The 17,418-nt window shown below is 67.9% G+C and carries 8 protein-coding genes; 3 read left to right on the forward strand and 5 right to left on the reverse strand.

All coding sequences use genetic code 11. The features are described from left to right. Positions 1-19 precede the first annotated feature (19 nt). The gene (gene cobN, locus ACFVXK_RS10850) at positions 20-3,640 is read left to right on the forward strand and encodes a cobaltochelatase subunit CobN (RefSeq protein ID WP_389611167.1); all 3,621 of its coding nucleotides are present in this window, start codon (positions 20-22) and stop codon (positions 3,638-3,640) included. Positions 3,641-3,668: 28 nt separating this feature from the next. Next, positions 3,669-4,196 carry a hypothetical protein gene (locus ACFVXK_RS10855; protein WP_389611168.1) on the forward strand — a complete coding sequence of 176 codons (528 nt, stop codon included), beginning with the start codon at positions 3,669-3,671 and terminating at the stop codon, positions 4,194-4,196. 302 nt (positions 4,197-4,498) lie between these two features. Here ACFVXK_RS10855 and ACFVXK_RS10860 read toward each other — a convergent pair whose 3' ends face one another. Further along, positions 4,499-4,846, reverse strand: coding sequence for a hypothetical protein (locus tag ACFVXK_RS10860; RefSeq protein WP_389611183.1), 348 nt, complete (start codon positions 4,844-4,846; stop codon positions 4,499-4,501). Positions 4,847-5,317: 471 nt separating this feature from the next. On the opposite strand from ACFVXK_RS10860, the gene ACFVXK_RS10865 reads away from it, so the two are divergent. Then, a protein-coding gene (locus ACFVXK_RS10865) for an IS5 family transposase (protein ID WP_389611184.1) occupies positions 5,318-6,135 on the forward strand; the annotation gives its coding sequence in 2 pieces (ribosomal slippage) (positions 5,318-5,660 and positions 5,660-6,135; 819 coding nt in all). 587 nt (positions 6,136-6,722) lie between these two features. On the opposite strand, the gene ACFVXK_RS10870 is transcribed toward ACFVXK_RS10865, so the two are convergent. The 4 genes from ACFVXK_RS10870 to ACFVXK_RS10885 form a co-directional block, all read right to left on the reverse strand. Further along, positions 6,723-7,160 (reverse strand): hypothetical protein, encoded by a 438-nt coding sequence (locus ACFVXK_RS10870; protein WP_389611169.1) that lies wholly within the window; start codon positions 7,158-7,160, stop codon positions 6,723-6,725. A 122-nt stretch (positions 7,161-7,282) separates the two neighbouring features. Beyond that, positions 7,283-7,618 (reverse strand): hypothetical protein, encoded by a 336-nt coding sequence (locus ACFVXK_RS10875; protein WP_389611185.1) that lies wholly within the window; start codon positions 7,616-7,618, stop codon positions 7,283-7,285. A gap of 155 nt (positions 7,619-7,773) precedes the next feature. Then, complete coding sequence (locus tag ACFVXK_RS10880) at positions 7,774-8,970, reverse strand: helix-turn-helix domain-containing protein (protein WP_389611170.1); 1,197 nt, start codon at positions 8,968-8,970, stop codon at positions 7,774-7,776. 1,474 nt (positions 8,971-10,444) lie between these two features. Beyond that, positions 10,445-17,311 carry a polymorphic toxin-type HINT domain-containing protein gene (locus ACFVXK_RS10885; protein WP_389611171.1) on the reverse strand — a complete coding sequence of 2,289 codons (6,867 nt, stop codon included), beginning with the start codon at positions 17,309-17,311 and terminating at the stop codon, positions 10,445-10,447. Between the last annotated feature and the right edge of the window lie 107 nt (positions 17,312-17,418).

Consider the following 17,418-nt stretch of genomic DNA (forward strand, 5'->3'; position numbering starts at 1 on the left):
GAGGAAGGCCTGCCGCCGCATGATCCTGCTGCTGTCGACGTCCGACACCGATCTGCTCAGCGCCCGCGCCGCGAACATCGCCGGCGGCCCCGTGCCGTACCGGTTCGCGAACCCCTCCCGCCTCCCCCTCGACGACCTCCCCGGCCTCCTCGACGGCGCCGAGCTGGTCGTCGTGCGCCTCCTCGGCGGCCTGCGCGCCTGGCAGGACGGCCTCGACGTGCTCCTCGCCGCCGACCAGACCCGCCCCGTGGTGGTCCTGACCGGCGAACAGGCCCCGGACGCCCAGCTGATGGAGGCCTCCACGGTCCCGATCGGCATCGCCGCCGAGGCCCACCGCTACCTCGCGCACGGCGGCCCGGCCAACCTCGACCAGCTGGCCCGGTTCCTCTCCGACACGGTCCTGCTCACCGGCCACGGCTTCGAGCCCCCGGCCGCCTCCCCCACCTGGGGCCCCCTGGAGCGCCCCGCCACGGAGGCGACCGGCCCCCAGGTCGCGGTGCTCTACTACCGCGCCCACCAGATGAGCGGCAACACCGCCTTCGTGCACGCCCTCTGCGACGCCGTCGAGGCCAAGGGCGGCCGCCCGCTCCCCCTCTACGTCTCCTCCCTGCGCACCCCGGAGCCGGAGCTCCTCGACGCCCTGGCCTCCGCCGACGCCATCGTCACCACCGTCCTCGCCGCCGGCGGCACCCGACCCGCCACCGCCTCCGCGGGCGGGGACGACGAGTCCTGGGACGCGGGCGCCCTGGCCGGTCTCGGCGTGCCGATCCTCCAGGCCCTGTGCCTGACGGGCTCCCGCAGCACCTGGGAGGAGAACGACGAGGGCCTCTCCCCCCTCGACGCCGCCACGCAGGTCGCCGTGCCCGAGTTCGACGGCCGCCTCATCACCGTCCCGTTCTCCTTCAAGGAGATCGACGAGGACGGCCTGCCCGCCTACGTCGCCGACGCCGAGCGCGCCGCCCGCGTGGCCGGCATCGCCGTGCGCCACGCCCGCCTGCGCCACATCGAGCGCGCCGACAAGCGCGTCGCCCTCGTCCTCTCCGCGTACCCCACCAAGCACTCCCGCATCGGCAACGCGGTCGGCCTGGACACCCCGGCCAGCGCGGTGGAACTCCTGCGCACCCTCATCGCGGCCGGCTACGACTTCGGCCCCACCGCCGACATCCCGGGCCTGGTCTCGGGTGACGGCGACGAGCTGATCCGCGCCCTGATCGAGGCCGGCGGCCACGACCAGGACTGGCTCACCGAGGAGCAGCTGGCCCGCAACCCGGTCCGCATCCCGGCGGCCGACTACAAGCGCTGGTTCGCCGAGCTCCCCGCGGACCTGCGCGAGAGCGTCGAGGAACACTGGGGCGAGGCCCCCGGCAACATGTTCGTCGACCGCTCCGCCAACCCCGAGGGCGACATCGTCCTCGCCGCCCTGCGCCGCGGGAACCTCCTCATCCTGATCCAGCCGCCGCGCGGCTTCGGCGAGAACCCGATCGCGATCTACCACGACCCGGACCTGCCGCCCTCGCACCACTACCTGGCCGCGTACCGCTGGATCCAGGCGGCGGCGCAGGACGGCGGCTTCGGCGCCGACGCGATGATCCACCTGGGCAAGCACGGCAACCTCGAATGGCTGCCCGGCAAGAACGCCGGCCTGTCCGCCTCCTGCGCACCCGACGCCGCGCTCGGCGACCTCCCCCTCGTCTACCCCTTCCTGGTCAACGACCCGGGCGAGGGCACCCAGGCCAAGCGCCGGGTGCACGCCACCCTGGTCGACCACCTGGTCCCGCCGATGGCCCGCGCCGAGTCGTACGGCGACATCGCCCGCCTGGAGCAGCACCTGGACGAGTACGCCCAGATCAGCTCCATGGACCCGTCGAAGCTCCCCGCCATCCGCGCCCAGATCTGGACCCTGATCCAGGCGGCGAAGCTCGACCACGACCTCGGCCTGGAGGAGCGCCCCGACGACGACGGCTTCGACGACTTCCTGCTCCACGTCGACGGCTGGCTGTGCGAGGTCAAGGACGCCCAGATCCGCGACGGCCTGCACGTCCTGGGCGGCGCCCCGACCGGCGAGGCCCGGGTCAACCTGGTCCTCTCCATCCTCCGCGCCCGCCAGATCTGGGGCGGCACCTCCGCCCTCCCGGGCCTGCGCGAGGCCCTCGGCCTGGACGAGTCGGCCGCCACCCGCACCGCGGCGGACACGATCGAGGAGACGGCCCGCACCCTGGTCCAGGCGATGGAGGACGCGAACTGGTCCCCCGACGCGGTCGCCCCCGTCGCGGCGGGCCACCCGGCAGCCGTCCGCGACATCCTCACCTTCGCGGCGAACGAGGTCGTGCCCCGTCTGGCCGGCACAACGGACGAGATCGCGCACGTGGTCCGTGCCCTGGACGGCGGCTTCGTCCCGGCCGGCCCGTCGGGCTCGCCCCTCCGCGGCCTGGTCAACGTCCTCCCGACGGGCCGCAACTTCTACTCGGTCGACCCGAAGGCCGTCCCCTCCCGCCTCGCCTGGGAGACCGGTCAGGCCCTGGCCGACTCCCTGCTGGCCCGCTACCGCGCGGACCACGAGGACGAATGGCCCGCCTCGGTCGGCCTGTCCCTCTGGGGCACCAGTGCCATGCGCACGGCCGGCGACGACGTGGCCGAAGCCCTGGCCCTCCTCGGCGTCCGCCCGGTCTGGGACGAGGCCTCGCGCCGCGTCACGGGCATCGAGGCGATTCCCCTGTCGGAACTGAACCGCCCCCGCATCGACGTGACCCTCCGCATCTCGGGCTTCTTCCGCGACGCGTTCCCGCACGTCATCGGCCTCCTCGACGACGCGGTCCGCCTGGCGGCCTCCCTGGACGAACCGGCGGAATCGAACTTCATCCGAGCCCACGCCCAGGCCGACCTCGCCACCCACGGCGACGAACGCAAGGCCACCACCCGCATCTTCGGCTCCCGCCCGGGCACCTACGGCGCGGGCATCCTCCAGCTGATCGACTCCCGCGACTGGCGCACCGACGCCGACCTCGCGGAGGTCTACACGGTCTGGGGCGGCTACGCGTACGGCCGCGGCCTCGAAGGACGGCCCGCCCGTACCGAGATGGAGACGGCGTACAAGCGGATCACCGTCGCCGCGAAGAACACCGACACCCGCGAACACGACATCGCCGACTCGGACGACTACTTCCAGTACCACGGCGGCATGGTGGCCACGGTCCGCGCCCTGCGCGGCACGGCCCCCGAGGCCTACATCGGCGACTCCACCCGCCCGGAGACGGTCAAGACCCGCACCCTCGTCGAGGAGACGAGCCGCGTCTTCCGCGCCCGCGTCGTCAACCCCAAGTGGATCGAGGCGATGCGCCGCCACGGCTACAAGGGCGCCTTCGAACTCGCGGCGACGGTCGACTACCTCTTCGGCTACGACGCCACGACAGGCGTGGTCGCCGACTGGATGTACGACAAACTGACGGAAACCTACGTCCTGGACCCGACGAACCGCGCCTTCCTGGAGGAGGCCAACCCCTGGGCCCTCCACGGCATCGCGGAACGCCTCCTGGAGGCCGAATCCCGCGGCATGTGGGAGAAGCCGAACCCCCAGATCCTCGAATCCCTCCGCCAGGTCTACCTGGACACGGAGGGCAACCTGGAAGGCGAATCCGACTAAGCCCCTTATCCCCTCCAAACTGTCTGGCATGTGCCACTACTGCGGCTGCCGCCAGATCCTCCTCATCAAGGAGTTCATCTCCGAGCACGAAACGGTGAGAACGCGGCGGGCGACCTCGGATAAGGCCGGCACCCTCCTCACCGCCGGCCAGGCCGTCCTCCTCGCCCACTGGAAGGGCGAGGAGGACGGCCTGTTCGCCGTCATGTCCCACGACCCCGAGTACGCCCCCTGCATCGAGGCCCTCGTCTCGGAACACCGCGACCTGGCGGCCTTCCGCACCATGGCGGACCTCTCCTCTCTGAACAGTTCATCCTCCGATTCTGGTTCCGGCACGGCACGTGGCACCCTCGGCACCGCCCTCGACGGCCCGACCAGTCCCGAGGCGGCCAGGATCGACGGTTGGCATCCGCCAGCCCTGCGCTGCTCTCGTCCGTTGACGTTGCCGTCAACTACTGCCGTCGCCCCACGAAGGGGCCCCGCCAGGAGTCACCTGGCGGGGCTTGGCTATCCCAACGAATTGAGGCCCCGTCCGGAGGGGACGGGTCCTCAAGCCTGACTTGAGCTACACCTGATCCAGCTCCGCGAGCGAAGTGGAGATCAGGTCACTCAGTTCGGCCAAGCCGTCGGAAGTGCTCGCCGCTTCGAGTGCAAACTTGGCCGCCAGCCTCGCATCCGGATCATTCAATCCGCAAACTTCAGCGATGAAGAGAATGGAGGGCCTCCGCTAATTCGACTCGTTCGCGAAAAACGCGAGGAATTCGGGGTCACACCCGAAACGTTGCGAGCGATCGACCCTCGCAAGACGAATCCCGCGAGGGTCCCGCGATTCAGCGCTCTAGGCTTACCACCCCTACCGCCTCAGTCGTTCTTGCGGTCGAGGAGCTCTCGAAGGCGCCTAACTTCAGCGACGAGACGTGGGATGTCCTGACGGGCATGAGCAATGAAGTTTGCGTTCTCATCCCACAGCCCGTCAGGCACATCCGCATATTGCGGATCCTGGACAAGAGCCAGGGCAACGTTCTGCCCACTCTGGAATCCTGGATGCGAATCAACAGACTCAACGTCAGGAACCGTACTGACCGCCACGAGGGTCATGAACTCTCTGTCGTCGAGCTGCCGAACGAACCAAGGCCCCGGAGTGGCGGAGTCTGCTCGCTCCTCGATTCGCCTGAGTTCGACCTCCCCAAGCTGCTCAAACTCTCCCATCTCCACCTTCGTACCCACCTCCACCGAAGAAGCTCGATCGGGATCTTTCCTCTCTGCCTGCGAACGCCGCGCCGCCCCCTCTAGGAGGTAAATCTCTCCACCGACAGCCCCAGGCGCGGGGCATTCTTCAGTATCTGCTTGTCTGTTGTCAGGAGAGTGAGTCCTTCTTGAACTGCAGACTGAAGCACCCTGCGGCCATTTAGCGCGATCGATGGCTTGAAATTATAGGCCCACATCGCTTCCAGCCCGCTCTAAATAGCATCGACGCCGGCCCGTGAAGCCTCGATGCCCATCCGGCCTCCTCTAGCTGAAAGCCAAGACCCGATTTCATTCGCGGTATACCTTGCGAGCAGCTCCGAGTGAGCTGTCGGCGAGAGAACGGGGCTCCTACCTGCAAGTGCCGTTTCTACCTCTGCCGCCCTCGTTCCACTAAGACTGTGTCCTATGTGGTGGGGCGTCGTTGAGCTTCGCATGGGGCGGGGTACGTGGAGTTGGATTGTTCCGGACGGGTTGTGGGAGATCGTGGAGCCGCTGATCCCGCCGTCGCGGGTGCGGCCGCAGGGAGGCGGGACACCGGACACGCCTGATGAGACGCTGTTCGCCGCGATCATCTACGTGCTGGTCAGCGGCTGTGCCTGGCGGATGCTGCCGCCGTGTTTCGGGATCTCGAAGTCGACGGCCCACCGCCGGTTCCTGATCTGGTCACGGGCAGGTGTGTGGGGCCGGCTGCACGAGGAGATCCTCCATCGCCTCGACGACGCAGGCCTCCTCGACCTGTCCCGCGCGGTCCTCGACTCCGCCCACGTGAGCGCCAAAAAGGGGGCGAACTCACAGGTCCGAGCCCCGTGGACCGGGGCAAGCCCGGCTCGAAAATGCACGTCCTGTCGGACGCGGCCGGACTGCCCCTCCTCGTCGGCGTCTTGGCTGCCAACACCCACGACAGCCAGGCCCTGAAACCCATGGTGCTCGGCAACCAAACGAGACACGACCCCCACCGCGGCCGGCACTTCAAACCCCGAAAGCTCCACGCCGACAAGGCCTATGACATCCCTGACCTGCGGAAATGGATCCGTGGCAAACGGATCGGTGTCCGCATCGCCCGCAAGGGCATCGAGTCGAGCGAACGACTGGGGCGTCGGCGGTGGGTGATCGAGCGGACCATGTCCTGGCTGACCGGCTACCGCCGGCTCAACCACCGCTACGAGCGCCACCCCCGCAACTACCTGGCCTTCCTCGGCCTCGCCGCCGCCCTCTGCTGCTACAAACGACTCATCCGCCCCACCACATAGGACACGGTCTGAGTGAGTACGAGACAATATTTGTGTCAACGGCCACTTCACCGCAGTTATGCACGAGGACGGGAGTGGCGCCCGCCAGCACATAGTACGTGTGCTGGCGCCCCCCTGGCGGGGCGGCGAGGTGCGGGTCCGCCGTCCATCGTCAAAAAACCCAGCGGCCCCACCAGAAAGAGATCCGGTGGGGCCGCTGGGTTTTTTATGTGGAACCAGTGACGGGGTCATCCCCCGGGGAGCCGACCCTGACGCATCCGATCACTTTGAGCGGATGCGGATCAAGGTAGAGCTGAAAGTAGTATCCCGATCGCTCACGGTCGTCCACGTAGCACACAAGAAGGCCCCGCTCTCCCATTTCGGCAAGACTCGCAAGGCATTCCGTGGCCCCGACGACCGACCTGCCGCGCCGTTGCGTGGCTGTCACCCTGCGACTCAGGGTGCCCCGAAGTATCGGCGCCAGAACGGGGTCGAGCCAGACATTGAAATGCGCTCCAGAAAGCAGTGCATTTTTGGCCTGAATACTGACCTCGGATCCGGACTCCCACGCAGCGAGCAGTTCACTCGCGGATACCCCGTTCATCTCATCACCGCCTGACGGTTGACCAGGTCTTCCCGAGGTCGAAGCTGATCTCGTCGGCCAAGATTTCACCGACAATGAGATGCTCGTCTTCACCCCAGTTTTCATATGGCGTGTCGTGGATCTGAATATTCCTCGACGGCCCGATGGCGGGATCGATACCTGCCACCTTGATGCGTAGCATCACACCCCTGCCAACCCACTTCTCGCCCAGAGTTTGGGCAGACTCCGCGGCGGTTTCGGGGTCATCCGTCCACGACGTGAAGATGCTGTCTGTCAGGTTTCCACCCGAGTGCTGTTCTATGGTTTTATTGCCTCCGACGGGAACCGAACGGCCTTCAGCAGCGGCATCATAGCGGTTGTGCCCCTCAGCGAGACCACGGTAAAGATATCCATCGCTGATATCACAGTTGTGGACGAGGAGCGACGTGGCACCTGCGAGCACATAGTACGTGTGCTGGCAGCCCCTCCCTCATCTGTCTTTATGCAGGTGGGGAGGGGTTCTGTGGTCCGCCGGAGTCCGTGGTTGTGCGCCGGTGTACGTGCTTGTTGCCGTCGCTACTGCCGTCAGGAGTCGGGGGTCTCGGGAGGGTCGGGGATGCGGTCGCCGCGTGACTCGGCGACCCGGAGTGCGTCGGCCAGGGCTTCGGTCAGCCGGCAGGCGAGCCACCGGTATTCGATGGCCGACAGCTCCTTGGCTCCGGGCGCCACGACCTGCCGGGCGTACCCGAGGAGTTCCTCGCCCATGTCGAGCTGCACCTCTTCGATGCTGTCCGCGAGTGAGGAGAGGTAGCCCCTGCCATCGGTGCTGAGGTAGCAGGGGTTCCCGTCCTGAGTAGTCCATGGCAGTAACCGGGGACCGGTCACACCTGCTGCCGCGTCGTGGAGATCTCTGCGGCGCATGTGGTCCGCGTCGGTCCTGGATGTGCTCACCGTGCACCCCCACCTGGGTCGCCGAATGGAATACGGCGACCGTAGGGCCCTACTGTCCGTCACTCCATCCATGAGGCGTGCCAGTTGGCGACGGAGGGTGCTGGAAGTATCGCGTTGCGTGGCATCTATCCGACGACGGCCAGGTAGGAGGCCATGTCGCGCATCTCGGTGGTGAGGGTACGCTTGCGCTTCTTCAGGATCTCCTGCATGGTCTCGGCGGCCATCCGCTGATGCCTCAGCCACTCCGGGGATGCACGACGGACTCCGGTCAGCTCGTCCATCGCCGCAGACAAGTCGTTGGTCCGAGCGTGGGCACGGGCCACGTCCAGGCGGTGGCGATTCCAGTTCTCGCCGCTCGGCCGCCCGGCACTCTTCCAAGCCTTGGGTGACATGGCGTCCTCACTGGACTTGCGGACAACGGCACGGGCGTCTCCCACGACCATGGCGTCTTCCACGCCCTTCATGCCGACGGTGAGCGGCCCGAAGGTCGTCCAGTGCCGGAAGAACGAGCCGGTGTACTCCCGTCCCACGGCGGATGCCGCCGTGCTGGCGACCCTGTGGTAGTGGCGGGCTTCCTGGGGCCGGTTGTTGCGGCCTGCGGCGGCTGCGGCGCGCAGCGCCAGCCATCCCCATGCCGCGCATTCGTCCGGCGTTGCGCGGGACAGTCTCGGTTCGATCAGATCGGCGGTCTGGGACGCGAACTGTTCGGCCTCGTCCAGCCGGCCCTGACGTAGGAGCAGCCAGCACATCCCGATCACGCCGGATGCCCCGGTGAGCCTGTCCCCGGCCTGGCGTGCGTCGGTGACCGCACCGGCCAACGCGGTGTAGGCGAGGTCGTACTGCCGTACCTGCGTCAGGTACCGCCCGGCCAGCTGCAATGCCTCGGCGCGGGCCAGGAGTGCCTGGCTGTGCTCCTCGCCAATGTCGAAGTGCGCGACCGCGCTGTTCGCGTCACGCAGGAGCGCGGGCAGTTGGGATGCGACGCTCTTGTAGCTGTCGGAGTGGTAGAGCACCGCACCGTCATGAACGGTATGGCGGAAGCGGCGTAGATTCGGCTCCTCCTCCGAGCTCTCCCCGTCCGAATCCGTGAGTCCCACGGGTGGCGTGAGGGCTGCGCGGAGCTGGATCAGGTTGACGCGGTTCGGGTCCTCCGAACGGCCCACGGGCTCCGGGGCGTCCGGCGCCAAAAGCGTTGCCGTGGTCACGCTCAGCGCGCGAGCGAGAGCGTGAAGGGTTTCCATGCGGACCGTGCCGCCCTGCTCGACCTTGCGCACCGTGCCCGGCGAGACGGCCGCGGCGTGGGCCAGTTCCTCCTGGCTCATCCGGCCCGACGCCGGTACTTACGGACGTTGTCCGCCAGTTCCGTAGTCATCAGCTATGCACCTCCAGCGCCACGGTACGCCGGTACGGCGAGTCAACCAGAGGCTATTTGGCAGATACCCGCCCAGGAGCGGTTACGCACCGGCTGCTCACACTGCGGAATCGGTAGAGGCCGGGGCCCCGCCAGGATCAGGGCCTGAGCGGGAGGGGTCCCTCGTCGGTCGGGCAGCTTTGCCGTACCAGGGTTCTCCGGGGGCCGCCAAGGCTCACCTGGTGACGCTTGCGCTCGGCCTTGGCGGCCCCCGGGGGTTCCTGGTACGCCTCCGGTGACCGGGCGACGAGGGACCCCTCCCGCGACCCGACCACCCGTCACCACGACGGAGCCGCACCCGCACTCGGCCTCCTCCCCCTCGGAGAGAGGGCCGGGGCCTGGGGCAGAGCCCCAGAGCAGTCTGCTGCTGCGGGTTGTTGCGCGCCCGGACCGGCGGGGCAGCCGGCAAGCGGGGCGGAGACAGGAGCGGGCGGCGGCCCCGAGGGGCCGGAGCGCGCGCGGGCCGCCTTGATCAAGTAAAGAAACTCTGAACAGCTCACCCAACGTTGAAGACTGAGCCCGTAGGCATCCTGGGGTCCGCTGTCGGGGCAGCGGCGCCATTTTGGCCGGGAGAGCTTGGTTTCCAGCTCCTTGCGAGCGGCTGCCGGGTCCTCGTGGAGCGGGGGTCCAAGCTTGCCACGGCGGACCAGCCCCTGGTGATCTTCCGGCCCTTGCTGACTGCTTCCCGGCACGCCTCGCCGGCTCGATCGAGCTCGTCGTGATGCTCACCTTCGGCTCCAGTGGGACACCACCGACCTCCTCGGCCGCACTCTCCGCAAGCCCACGAAGCCGCTACCGGTTCAGATGCCAGTGTCGGCCCACCGATTGGCGAAACGGCCGTCCGCCGACGTTGCCGTCAACTACTGCCGTCAAACACCCCATCTGCCCCACCGGGAAAAGATCCGGTGGGGCAGATGGGAACTGTGAGGATGCGACGGTCGGCAATGCTTCATTCCCTGCAGAGCAGAAATCCAGAGCGCGCCCTCAACTTTTCCTGCCGTCCCTATGCGGGGCCAGCGATCGGGTCATCTTTGGGGGAGACGTTGACTCCGAAACACCCGATTACTTTAAGCGGGTGCGGGTCAAGGTAAACCTTAAAGTAGTATCCCGATTGCTCGCGATCGTTCGCAAAGGCTACAAGAAGGCCCCGCTCGCCCATTCCTGCAAGACTTGCAAGGCACTCCGCGACCCCGACCGTCGGCCTGCCATGCCTTTGCGCAGCCTTCACTCTCCCCAGGCAGATTCCAAGAAGCCTTGCCGCCGGAATCGGTTCCAGCCCGACTTTGAAATGCACTCCAGAAATTACCGCATTCCTGACGAGGGTATTGGCCTCGGAATCAGTCTCGAGAGCGGCCAGCAGCTCACTCGCAGGCATTTCATTCACTTCATCCCCCCGAAACACTTCTCCATGTCTCCCCGAAGTCAAAGCTGATATCATGGGCCATGATTTCTCCAACAATAAGATGCTCATCTTCGAGCTGATCGAATGGGCCGCCGTGGATTTGAATATTCCTCGATGGCCCTATGAGGGGATCTATATCCGCCACTCTGATGCGCATCATGACGCCTTTCCCAGTCCATTTCCGCCCCAGGTTCTGGGCGAAATAAACGGACTGTTCCGGGTCATCCGACCAGGAGGTGAAGATGGAATCCGTATTATCCCCACCCACATGGTCTTCAATGTTTGAGTGGCCTCGACCTCCCATGAGAGTCGCGCGGCCGTTAGTGGCGGCCTCATAGCTGTGGTGCCCTTCGGCGAGACCACGGTAAAGATATCCGTCGCTGATATCGCAGTTGTGGACGAGGACTGGCGTGACGCCTGCGAGCACATAGTACGTGTGGAGGTCTTCGACCGTGAGGTTGTGGGTCGTGACCGCGTACGGGTAGTTGCGGACCGATTCGACCGTGAGCGTGGTGCCGTCCGGCTGGCGGAGTTGTTCAGCCGGGGTGAGTTCGCCGGCGTCGACCCACTGGTGGCGGGATTCGCTCCAGTAGGGGTGGTGGTAGGTGGAGGTGATCTTCGCGGGCGGGCCGCGGGGGTTGGCGTCGTCGGTGAGGGTGAGGTCGGTGAAGTCCTTGTCGTCGGGGGTGGTGATCGTCGTCGTGACGGTCTTCGGGGTGGTCTCGCCCGTCTGAGGGTCGGTGGCCATGACGGTGTCGCCGTCGTGGATGTCCTCGATGGCCTTGGTGGTGCCGTCCGCCATCAGAACCCTGACGCCGGCGGGGAAGCTGTTGCACTTGGTCGGGGCCGCAGGGGCATCGGACTCGCCGCCTCTGCCCGAGCCGGATTCGCTCTTGGCCGCGTCCGCTTCGCCCTTTGCCGCCTTGCTCTCGGTTCCTGCTGCGTCGCCTGCCGTCTCCTTCGCGGCTTTCTCTTCCGCGGCTTTTGCTGCCTTGGCCTCCGCCGCCCGGGCCTCGGGAACGGCCTTCTTGACCTTGCTGAACGCACTCGCAGCCTCGAGGGCTCCACGCTCGGCCGCGTGGATGGCGTCGTATGTCTTGTTGACCTCCTTGTAGATCTTCAAGGCCTTGATGCCGATCTTGATGGCCTTGAAGAGCTTCCCCCACGGGACCGCGTTGAGGGCCGTGTTGATGCAGGCCATCACGTCGCCCTTGGTGAAGCAGTCACGGGCGTCGTTGAACCCGATCAGGTCGCCGACGAGGTCGATGACCTGATCGACCAGTTGGTCCCGCTTCTTCTTCGCCGCCGACAGGGTGTTGTTCGCATGCGAGAGTGCGCGGGTCGCCTCATACTCGTCATCGTCGTACCAGCGGCTGACGTGCGACTCGCTCTCCTCCCAGCCCGGGTGGCTGTCGCACGCGCTCCCCTCGCAGCTGAACATCTTGCCGCTGGGGTCCGACGCATTGACGGGGTTGTTGTTCGAGTACGCGTACGCGTTCCACTGCTGCGGATCGCCGGCGTCGATCAACGGATCCGGACTGATGAAGCGGGCCGTCGTCGGGTCGTACTCGCGGGCTCCGAGGAGGGTGAGGCCCGTGGCCGCCTCCTTGATTCCGCCGACGAAGCCCTTGTCCCCGGCCCAGGCGCCCTGCGTCGGCTGGGTGCCGCGCTCGTTGCCGAAGGGGTCGGAGGGGCGGCGGACCTGGGCCAGGTCCGTGGCGTTGAACTGGATGCCGTTCGTGCCGTGGTGGTCCGAGGACTGGTACGCCAGGTTCGACGTGCCGCCCGTGGTCGTGCGGGTGACGGAGAGGCCGCCGCCCGCCGGGTAGGTGCGGACGTTGGTGACCTTGTTGGAGCCGGCTTCCAGGGTGAGCTGGTCCGTGCCCAGGTTGAGGGTGGTCTTGCCGGGGTCGCGGCGGATCAGCTGGTTGCCGCCCGTGTCGTACAGGTAGCTCGTGCCTGCGCTCTCGCCGGTGCCGGTGAGCTTGTCCAGCTTGCCCTGGTCGTTCCAGGTGAGGGTCTTGGTGCCCGGTGTGCTGGTGATGGACGCCGTGTTGCCGGTGGCGTCGTAGGTGTAGGACGTGACCTTGGTACCGGACGGGCCGGTCTCCGTAGAGGTCATCAGCGCGTGCGGGCCGCCCGTGCCGCCGCCCGTCTTCGGGTCGGTGGAGGGGGTGTTGGGGCCGGAGCCGAAGGTCTGGGTGACCGTCGTATCCTTCGCCGCGTTGCCCGTGACGTCCTTCTTGACCAGCTTCTTGCGGTTGCCGAGGTTGTCGTACTCGTACTGCTGCCAGTACGGCGCCGGGCCGCCCACGCTGGGCTTGCCGCTGCTGTCGACCGCCGGGCCGCCGCTGTTGGCGCAGCCGCCGATGCCGCGGACGCTGGGCTGCGGTGCCGTGTTCTGCGTGCCGGTGTCCGTCCATGCCTGCGTCAGCCGGCCCAGGTAGTCGGTGTTGAAGCACTGCAGGTCGCGGGCTGCGCCGTCCTGGGTGTCGCTGATCGAGGTGAGCTGGCCGACCTGGTTGTAGGTGTAGTCGAAGACGTCGACGCTCGAGCGCGCCGCCGTCTGCTTGTCCAGGGTCGAGCGGACCGGGCGGCCCGTCGCGGCGTCGTAGTCGACCGTCGAGACGATCTGCTTGCCGGAGTTGCCGACCGTGTTCCGGATGGGACGGCCGAAGGCGTCGTAGCGGACGTCGACCAGGTACGGGGTCCAGGTCGTGTCAATGGTGCTGTCGAGTGCCAGGAGGTTGCCGACGATGTCGACGTTGTAGGTGAGGGTCTCGGCCTTGAGGCCTGCCTCGGGAACGGCCGGGAGCGTGGTCTTCTCCAGCTCGCCGTACTGGCTGTAGGTGTTGGCCGTCTGGTAGACGCCCTGAAGCTTGCCCTCCTTGGCAGGGATGGTCGTCTTCGTGCCGAGCGGACGGTAGCCGCCGTCGTAGCCGGTGACCTCCGTGGTGTAGGCGCTGCCGGCCGCGCCCCCGACGTAGCGGGTGCTGGCGGTCGGCTTGCCCAGGGCGAGGGAGTCGTACGTGAAGGCGCTGACCTGCTTGGCGGGGTCGACGGCCGTGCCTTCGTAGGCGGCCGTGGTCCGTCCGAGGAGGTCGGTGACCGTCGTCGCGCTCTTGCCGCGGGCATCGGTGGCGGTGACGAGGTTGCGGCTGTCGTCGAACGACGTCGTCGCCGTGCCGGCGTCCGGGTCCGTGGTCTTGACCGTACGGCCGAGGAGGTCGTAGGTGAAGGTCCACTCGTTGCCCGCGGAGTCCTTCCGGCTCAGCTCCTGGCCCTGCGAGTTGGATTCGTACGTCGTCTCGTCGTACGCGCCCGTCGGGGTGTTGCTCTTGTACTGGCGCAGGACGGATGTCGTGCCGTTGGTGATGCGCGCCGTGGCGTAGCCGCCGTTCGGCGGGATGGAGCGGACCTCGTCGGCGCCCGGGTACTCGGTCTTCGCGCGCCACTGCTCGACGCCGAAGGACTGGAAGACCGAGGCGGTGGTGCGGCCGAGGCCGTCGAAGACCTTGACGCTCTGCGCCGGGACCTTGCTGTCCGGGTTGACCCCGCCGTTGGGCAGGAACAGCGCGCCCGACGGGTCCTGCTCGTCGTTGTAGTAGGCGGCGCTGGTCTTGGACTGGCGGCCCTGCGAGTCGAAGAAGGCGTCGGTGATCAGGCGGCCGGTGACGCCCGAACCGGGGGTGGCCTGCGTCTGGCGCACGCGGCCGAGGCCGTCGTAGAGGGTGTAGGTGGACGAGTACGTCTGCCCGTCCGTCATGAGGGCCTTGCTCAGGACGAGGGACGGCGCGTTGGTGCCGTTCATCGCGTACGAGAACTCGCGGACCGGCTTGAACTTCTTCGCGCGCTCCTGCCCCGGCTGCCAGACGGCGACGACCCGGCCGAAGGCGTCGTAGTCGCGTTCGCCGACCCGGCCGTTCTCGTCCGTGGTCTTCAGGGGCAGGGAGCGTCCGGGGTCGAGGGTGTTGGACGCCTTCCAGCCCAACGGGTTGGTGTGGACGACCTCGGTGGGCAGGGCGCCGGTGGCCGGCTTGTACTCGGTCCTGGTGACGGCGCCGTCCGGGTGGGTCGCGTCCTTGCGCACCTTGTTGGTGGTGCTCGTGACACGGCCGTAGGCGTCGAAGGTGGAGGTCGAGTTCAACCGGTAGACGGGCTTGCCGGCCGCGTCGTACTTCTCGAGGACCTCGTTGCCGGTCTGGTCGGCGGTCGCGGCCGCCTGACCGAGCGGCAGGTTGTCGAAGTAGGCCCGGGTGTCGCCGACGGTGTTAGCCGCCGTCGGGGTCTGGCCGCAGGCTCCGGAGAGCACGAGGGTGCGGGACGGGAGCTCGGTGATCGCCCCGCCGGGGCCCGTGGCGTACTCGAAGGTGGTGCAGAGCCGCTGGTCGGCGCGGGAGACGTCGCTCTTGTCGTCCACCTGGAGCGGGCGGGAGGCGAGGGTGCCGTCGTAGGTGGACGTGCGCTCGCCGGTGCGCCAGCTGCCGTTGGCGAGCTTGGCCCGGGTGGTCACCTTGCCGGTGTTCATCGCGCGGGCGGTGATCGCCGGCATCCCGCCCGACTGGGCGCGGGTCGCGGTGACCGGGCCGAGCCAGGGGGTGGTGACCTCGTCGCCGACGACGCTGCCGCCGTCGGCGTCGTAGGTCTCGGTCTGCCGGACGAAGCCCGCCAGGACGTCCTCGTCCGTGATGGAGCCGCCCTGGGCGTCATTGACCTTGACGCTGCGCTTGGTTCCGTTGGCCAGGACGTCGCCGTCCATGCCGCGCAGGAAGGTGGTCACCGACTTGGAACGAGGACCGTCGCCCGGGCTACCGTTGCCGGTGCGGGTGGTGACGGTGGCGAAGCCGCGGAACTGGTCCCAGGTCCGGGTCTTGGGGTCGGCGAACTCCGAGTCGTTGCGGTGCCAGGCGATGCCGCCGCCGTACTCGTACTCGGTCACGGTCGCGACCTGGCCGGCCACCATGTCCTGCTGGGTGACGGACTGGACGACGATCTTGTTGAACCAGTCGTTGACCGGACTGTCGTAGGACTGACCGGGCAGGTACCACTTGACCGGCATGCAGGCCATCGTGTTGCCGTCCTCGGAGGACGGCATGGTGTTCTTCAGCCGTGAACACTCCGCCGGCTTGTAGACGACGTTGATCCGGCCACCGGTCTCGGTGGTGATCGTCTGGATGCGCGGTCGGTTGTAGGACGGGGCCGAAGCCTGCGTGCCGTCCGGCCGCTTGACGACGCCGTCGACGCGGTTCGCCATCTGCAGCGGTGCGAAGAACACCGCGGGCAGGGTCTGCGGGGTCTTGCCGTTCGAGGCGGTGCGCTGGACCGAGTCGAGCCAGAGGGTCGGCGAGGTGCCGTCGCCCGGATCCTGGAAGGATTGCTTGAGGGCGTAGGAGTCGACCTTGACGTAGGCCGTGCCGACGAGGACCTCGGTGTAGATCTCGGTGAACCTCTTGGTGCTGAAGTAGGTCGGCGAGAGGTTCAGGCACTGGCCGGTGGCCGCGCACTCCTGGTCGACGGGGGTGTCGGGCCAGGACTTGGCGTTGGCCTTGGTGCGCTGGGCCGGGTCACAGGTGATCGCCCCGCCGGGCACACAGCGTTCGCTGGTGTTGAGGGTGATCTGGGCGGCCGGCTTGGCCGTCCCCTTCGCGGCGATCTGCTCCGGCAGGCGCTGGCCGTAGCCGATCCACCTCGGGTAGCTGCCGCGCTGGTACTGGGTCAGCGTGCCGTTGCCGTTGTTCTGGCCGCCGCCGCGCCCGTAGTAGTTGTTCTCCTGCTCGTAGCGGTAGGAGATCAGGTTCTGGTGGGTGTCCACGACGTAGTCGAGGTTCCACTGCCAGCCCATCTGCACCCACGAGCCGTTCGCGGGGGTCTCGGCGCCCAGGCACTTGTCCTGGCCGCTGTTGAAGTAGACCGGCACGGTGGAGACGGACTTGGCCTCCGGGTCGGTGCCGTCACCGCCGGGCAGGCGGTTGGCGCCGAAGTAGTACTGGGTGCCGTCGGTGGTGGTGACCTTGAAGCCCTCGCCCTTCCAGGCGGAGTTCCGCTGGCCGGTCAGCCGCTCGACCTTCGTGCCGTCCTCGCCCTTGACGTGGTAGACGCAGGTGGCGTCGTCACGCACGATCTGGCCGGCGTGGCCGGCCAGGTTGAGGGAGAGGATGTCGCCGGCCCAGCACTCGTCGCCCGAGTCCTTGATGCCGGCGTCCTTGCAGCTCTTGTACGTCCGGGAGATCGCCCCGGGGTGCCAGTCCCAGCCCTCGCCGATCGGGCCGGCCTGGGCGTTGGTGGACGCGGTCCGGCCGTCGATCGAGGAGGAGTCGTAGCCCAGCGAGATGTCGGGGGCCTGTCCGGCGATCGTGGACGGGACCTCGACCGTGTAGCCGTAGGTGAAGTTGGCCGCGTTGGCTCCGGCCTGCCAGGAAGCGGAGGGCAGGAGCGGGGTGGCGGTGAAGTCGCCGCTGGCGCCGGCCGGTCCGGGCTCGACGGCGAGGACGACGCCCTGCGGAACGGAGAACAGGGACGGGTTCGCCTGGGAGCCGGACTTCAGGACCGAGGCGGAGGAGCCCGGGGCCTGCGGTACCGCCACCTCGGCGGCCAGCTGGCCGGAGGGGTCGCGGTGCGAAGCGACCGGTGTGCGGGTCGTACAGCCCGCCGCTCCCGGGGTGGTCAGGGCGCAGCCGGGCAGCTGGACGACACGTGCGCGGTCCGCCCAGTTGGCGCCGGCGGCGTTCGCCCAGGCCGAGACGTCGAGGTTGACCCGCAGCTTGCCTCCGGCGGCGCCCGCCGTGTTCTCGGTGAGGGCGACGAGGGCGCCGTTGACTCCGGCGGCGCGGGCCCCGGCCTCGTCCTTCACCTCGACGTGGAGGTCGTCGCCCTTGTCCTTGACGGGCCCCAGGTTCTTTGCCGCCGGGCGCTGGTTTGCATCGTTCCCGGTCGCGACCCAGACGGGGAGTGCCCCAG

Source organism: Streptomyces sp. NPDC058157, from assembly GCF_042884105.1.
Taxonomy (GTDB): domain Bacteria; phylum Actinomycetota; class Actinomycetes; order Streptomycetales; family Streptomycetaceae; genus Streptomyces.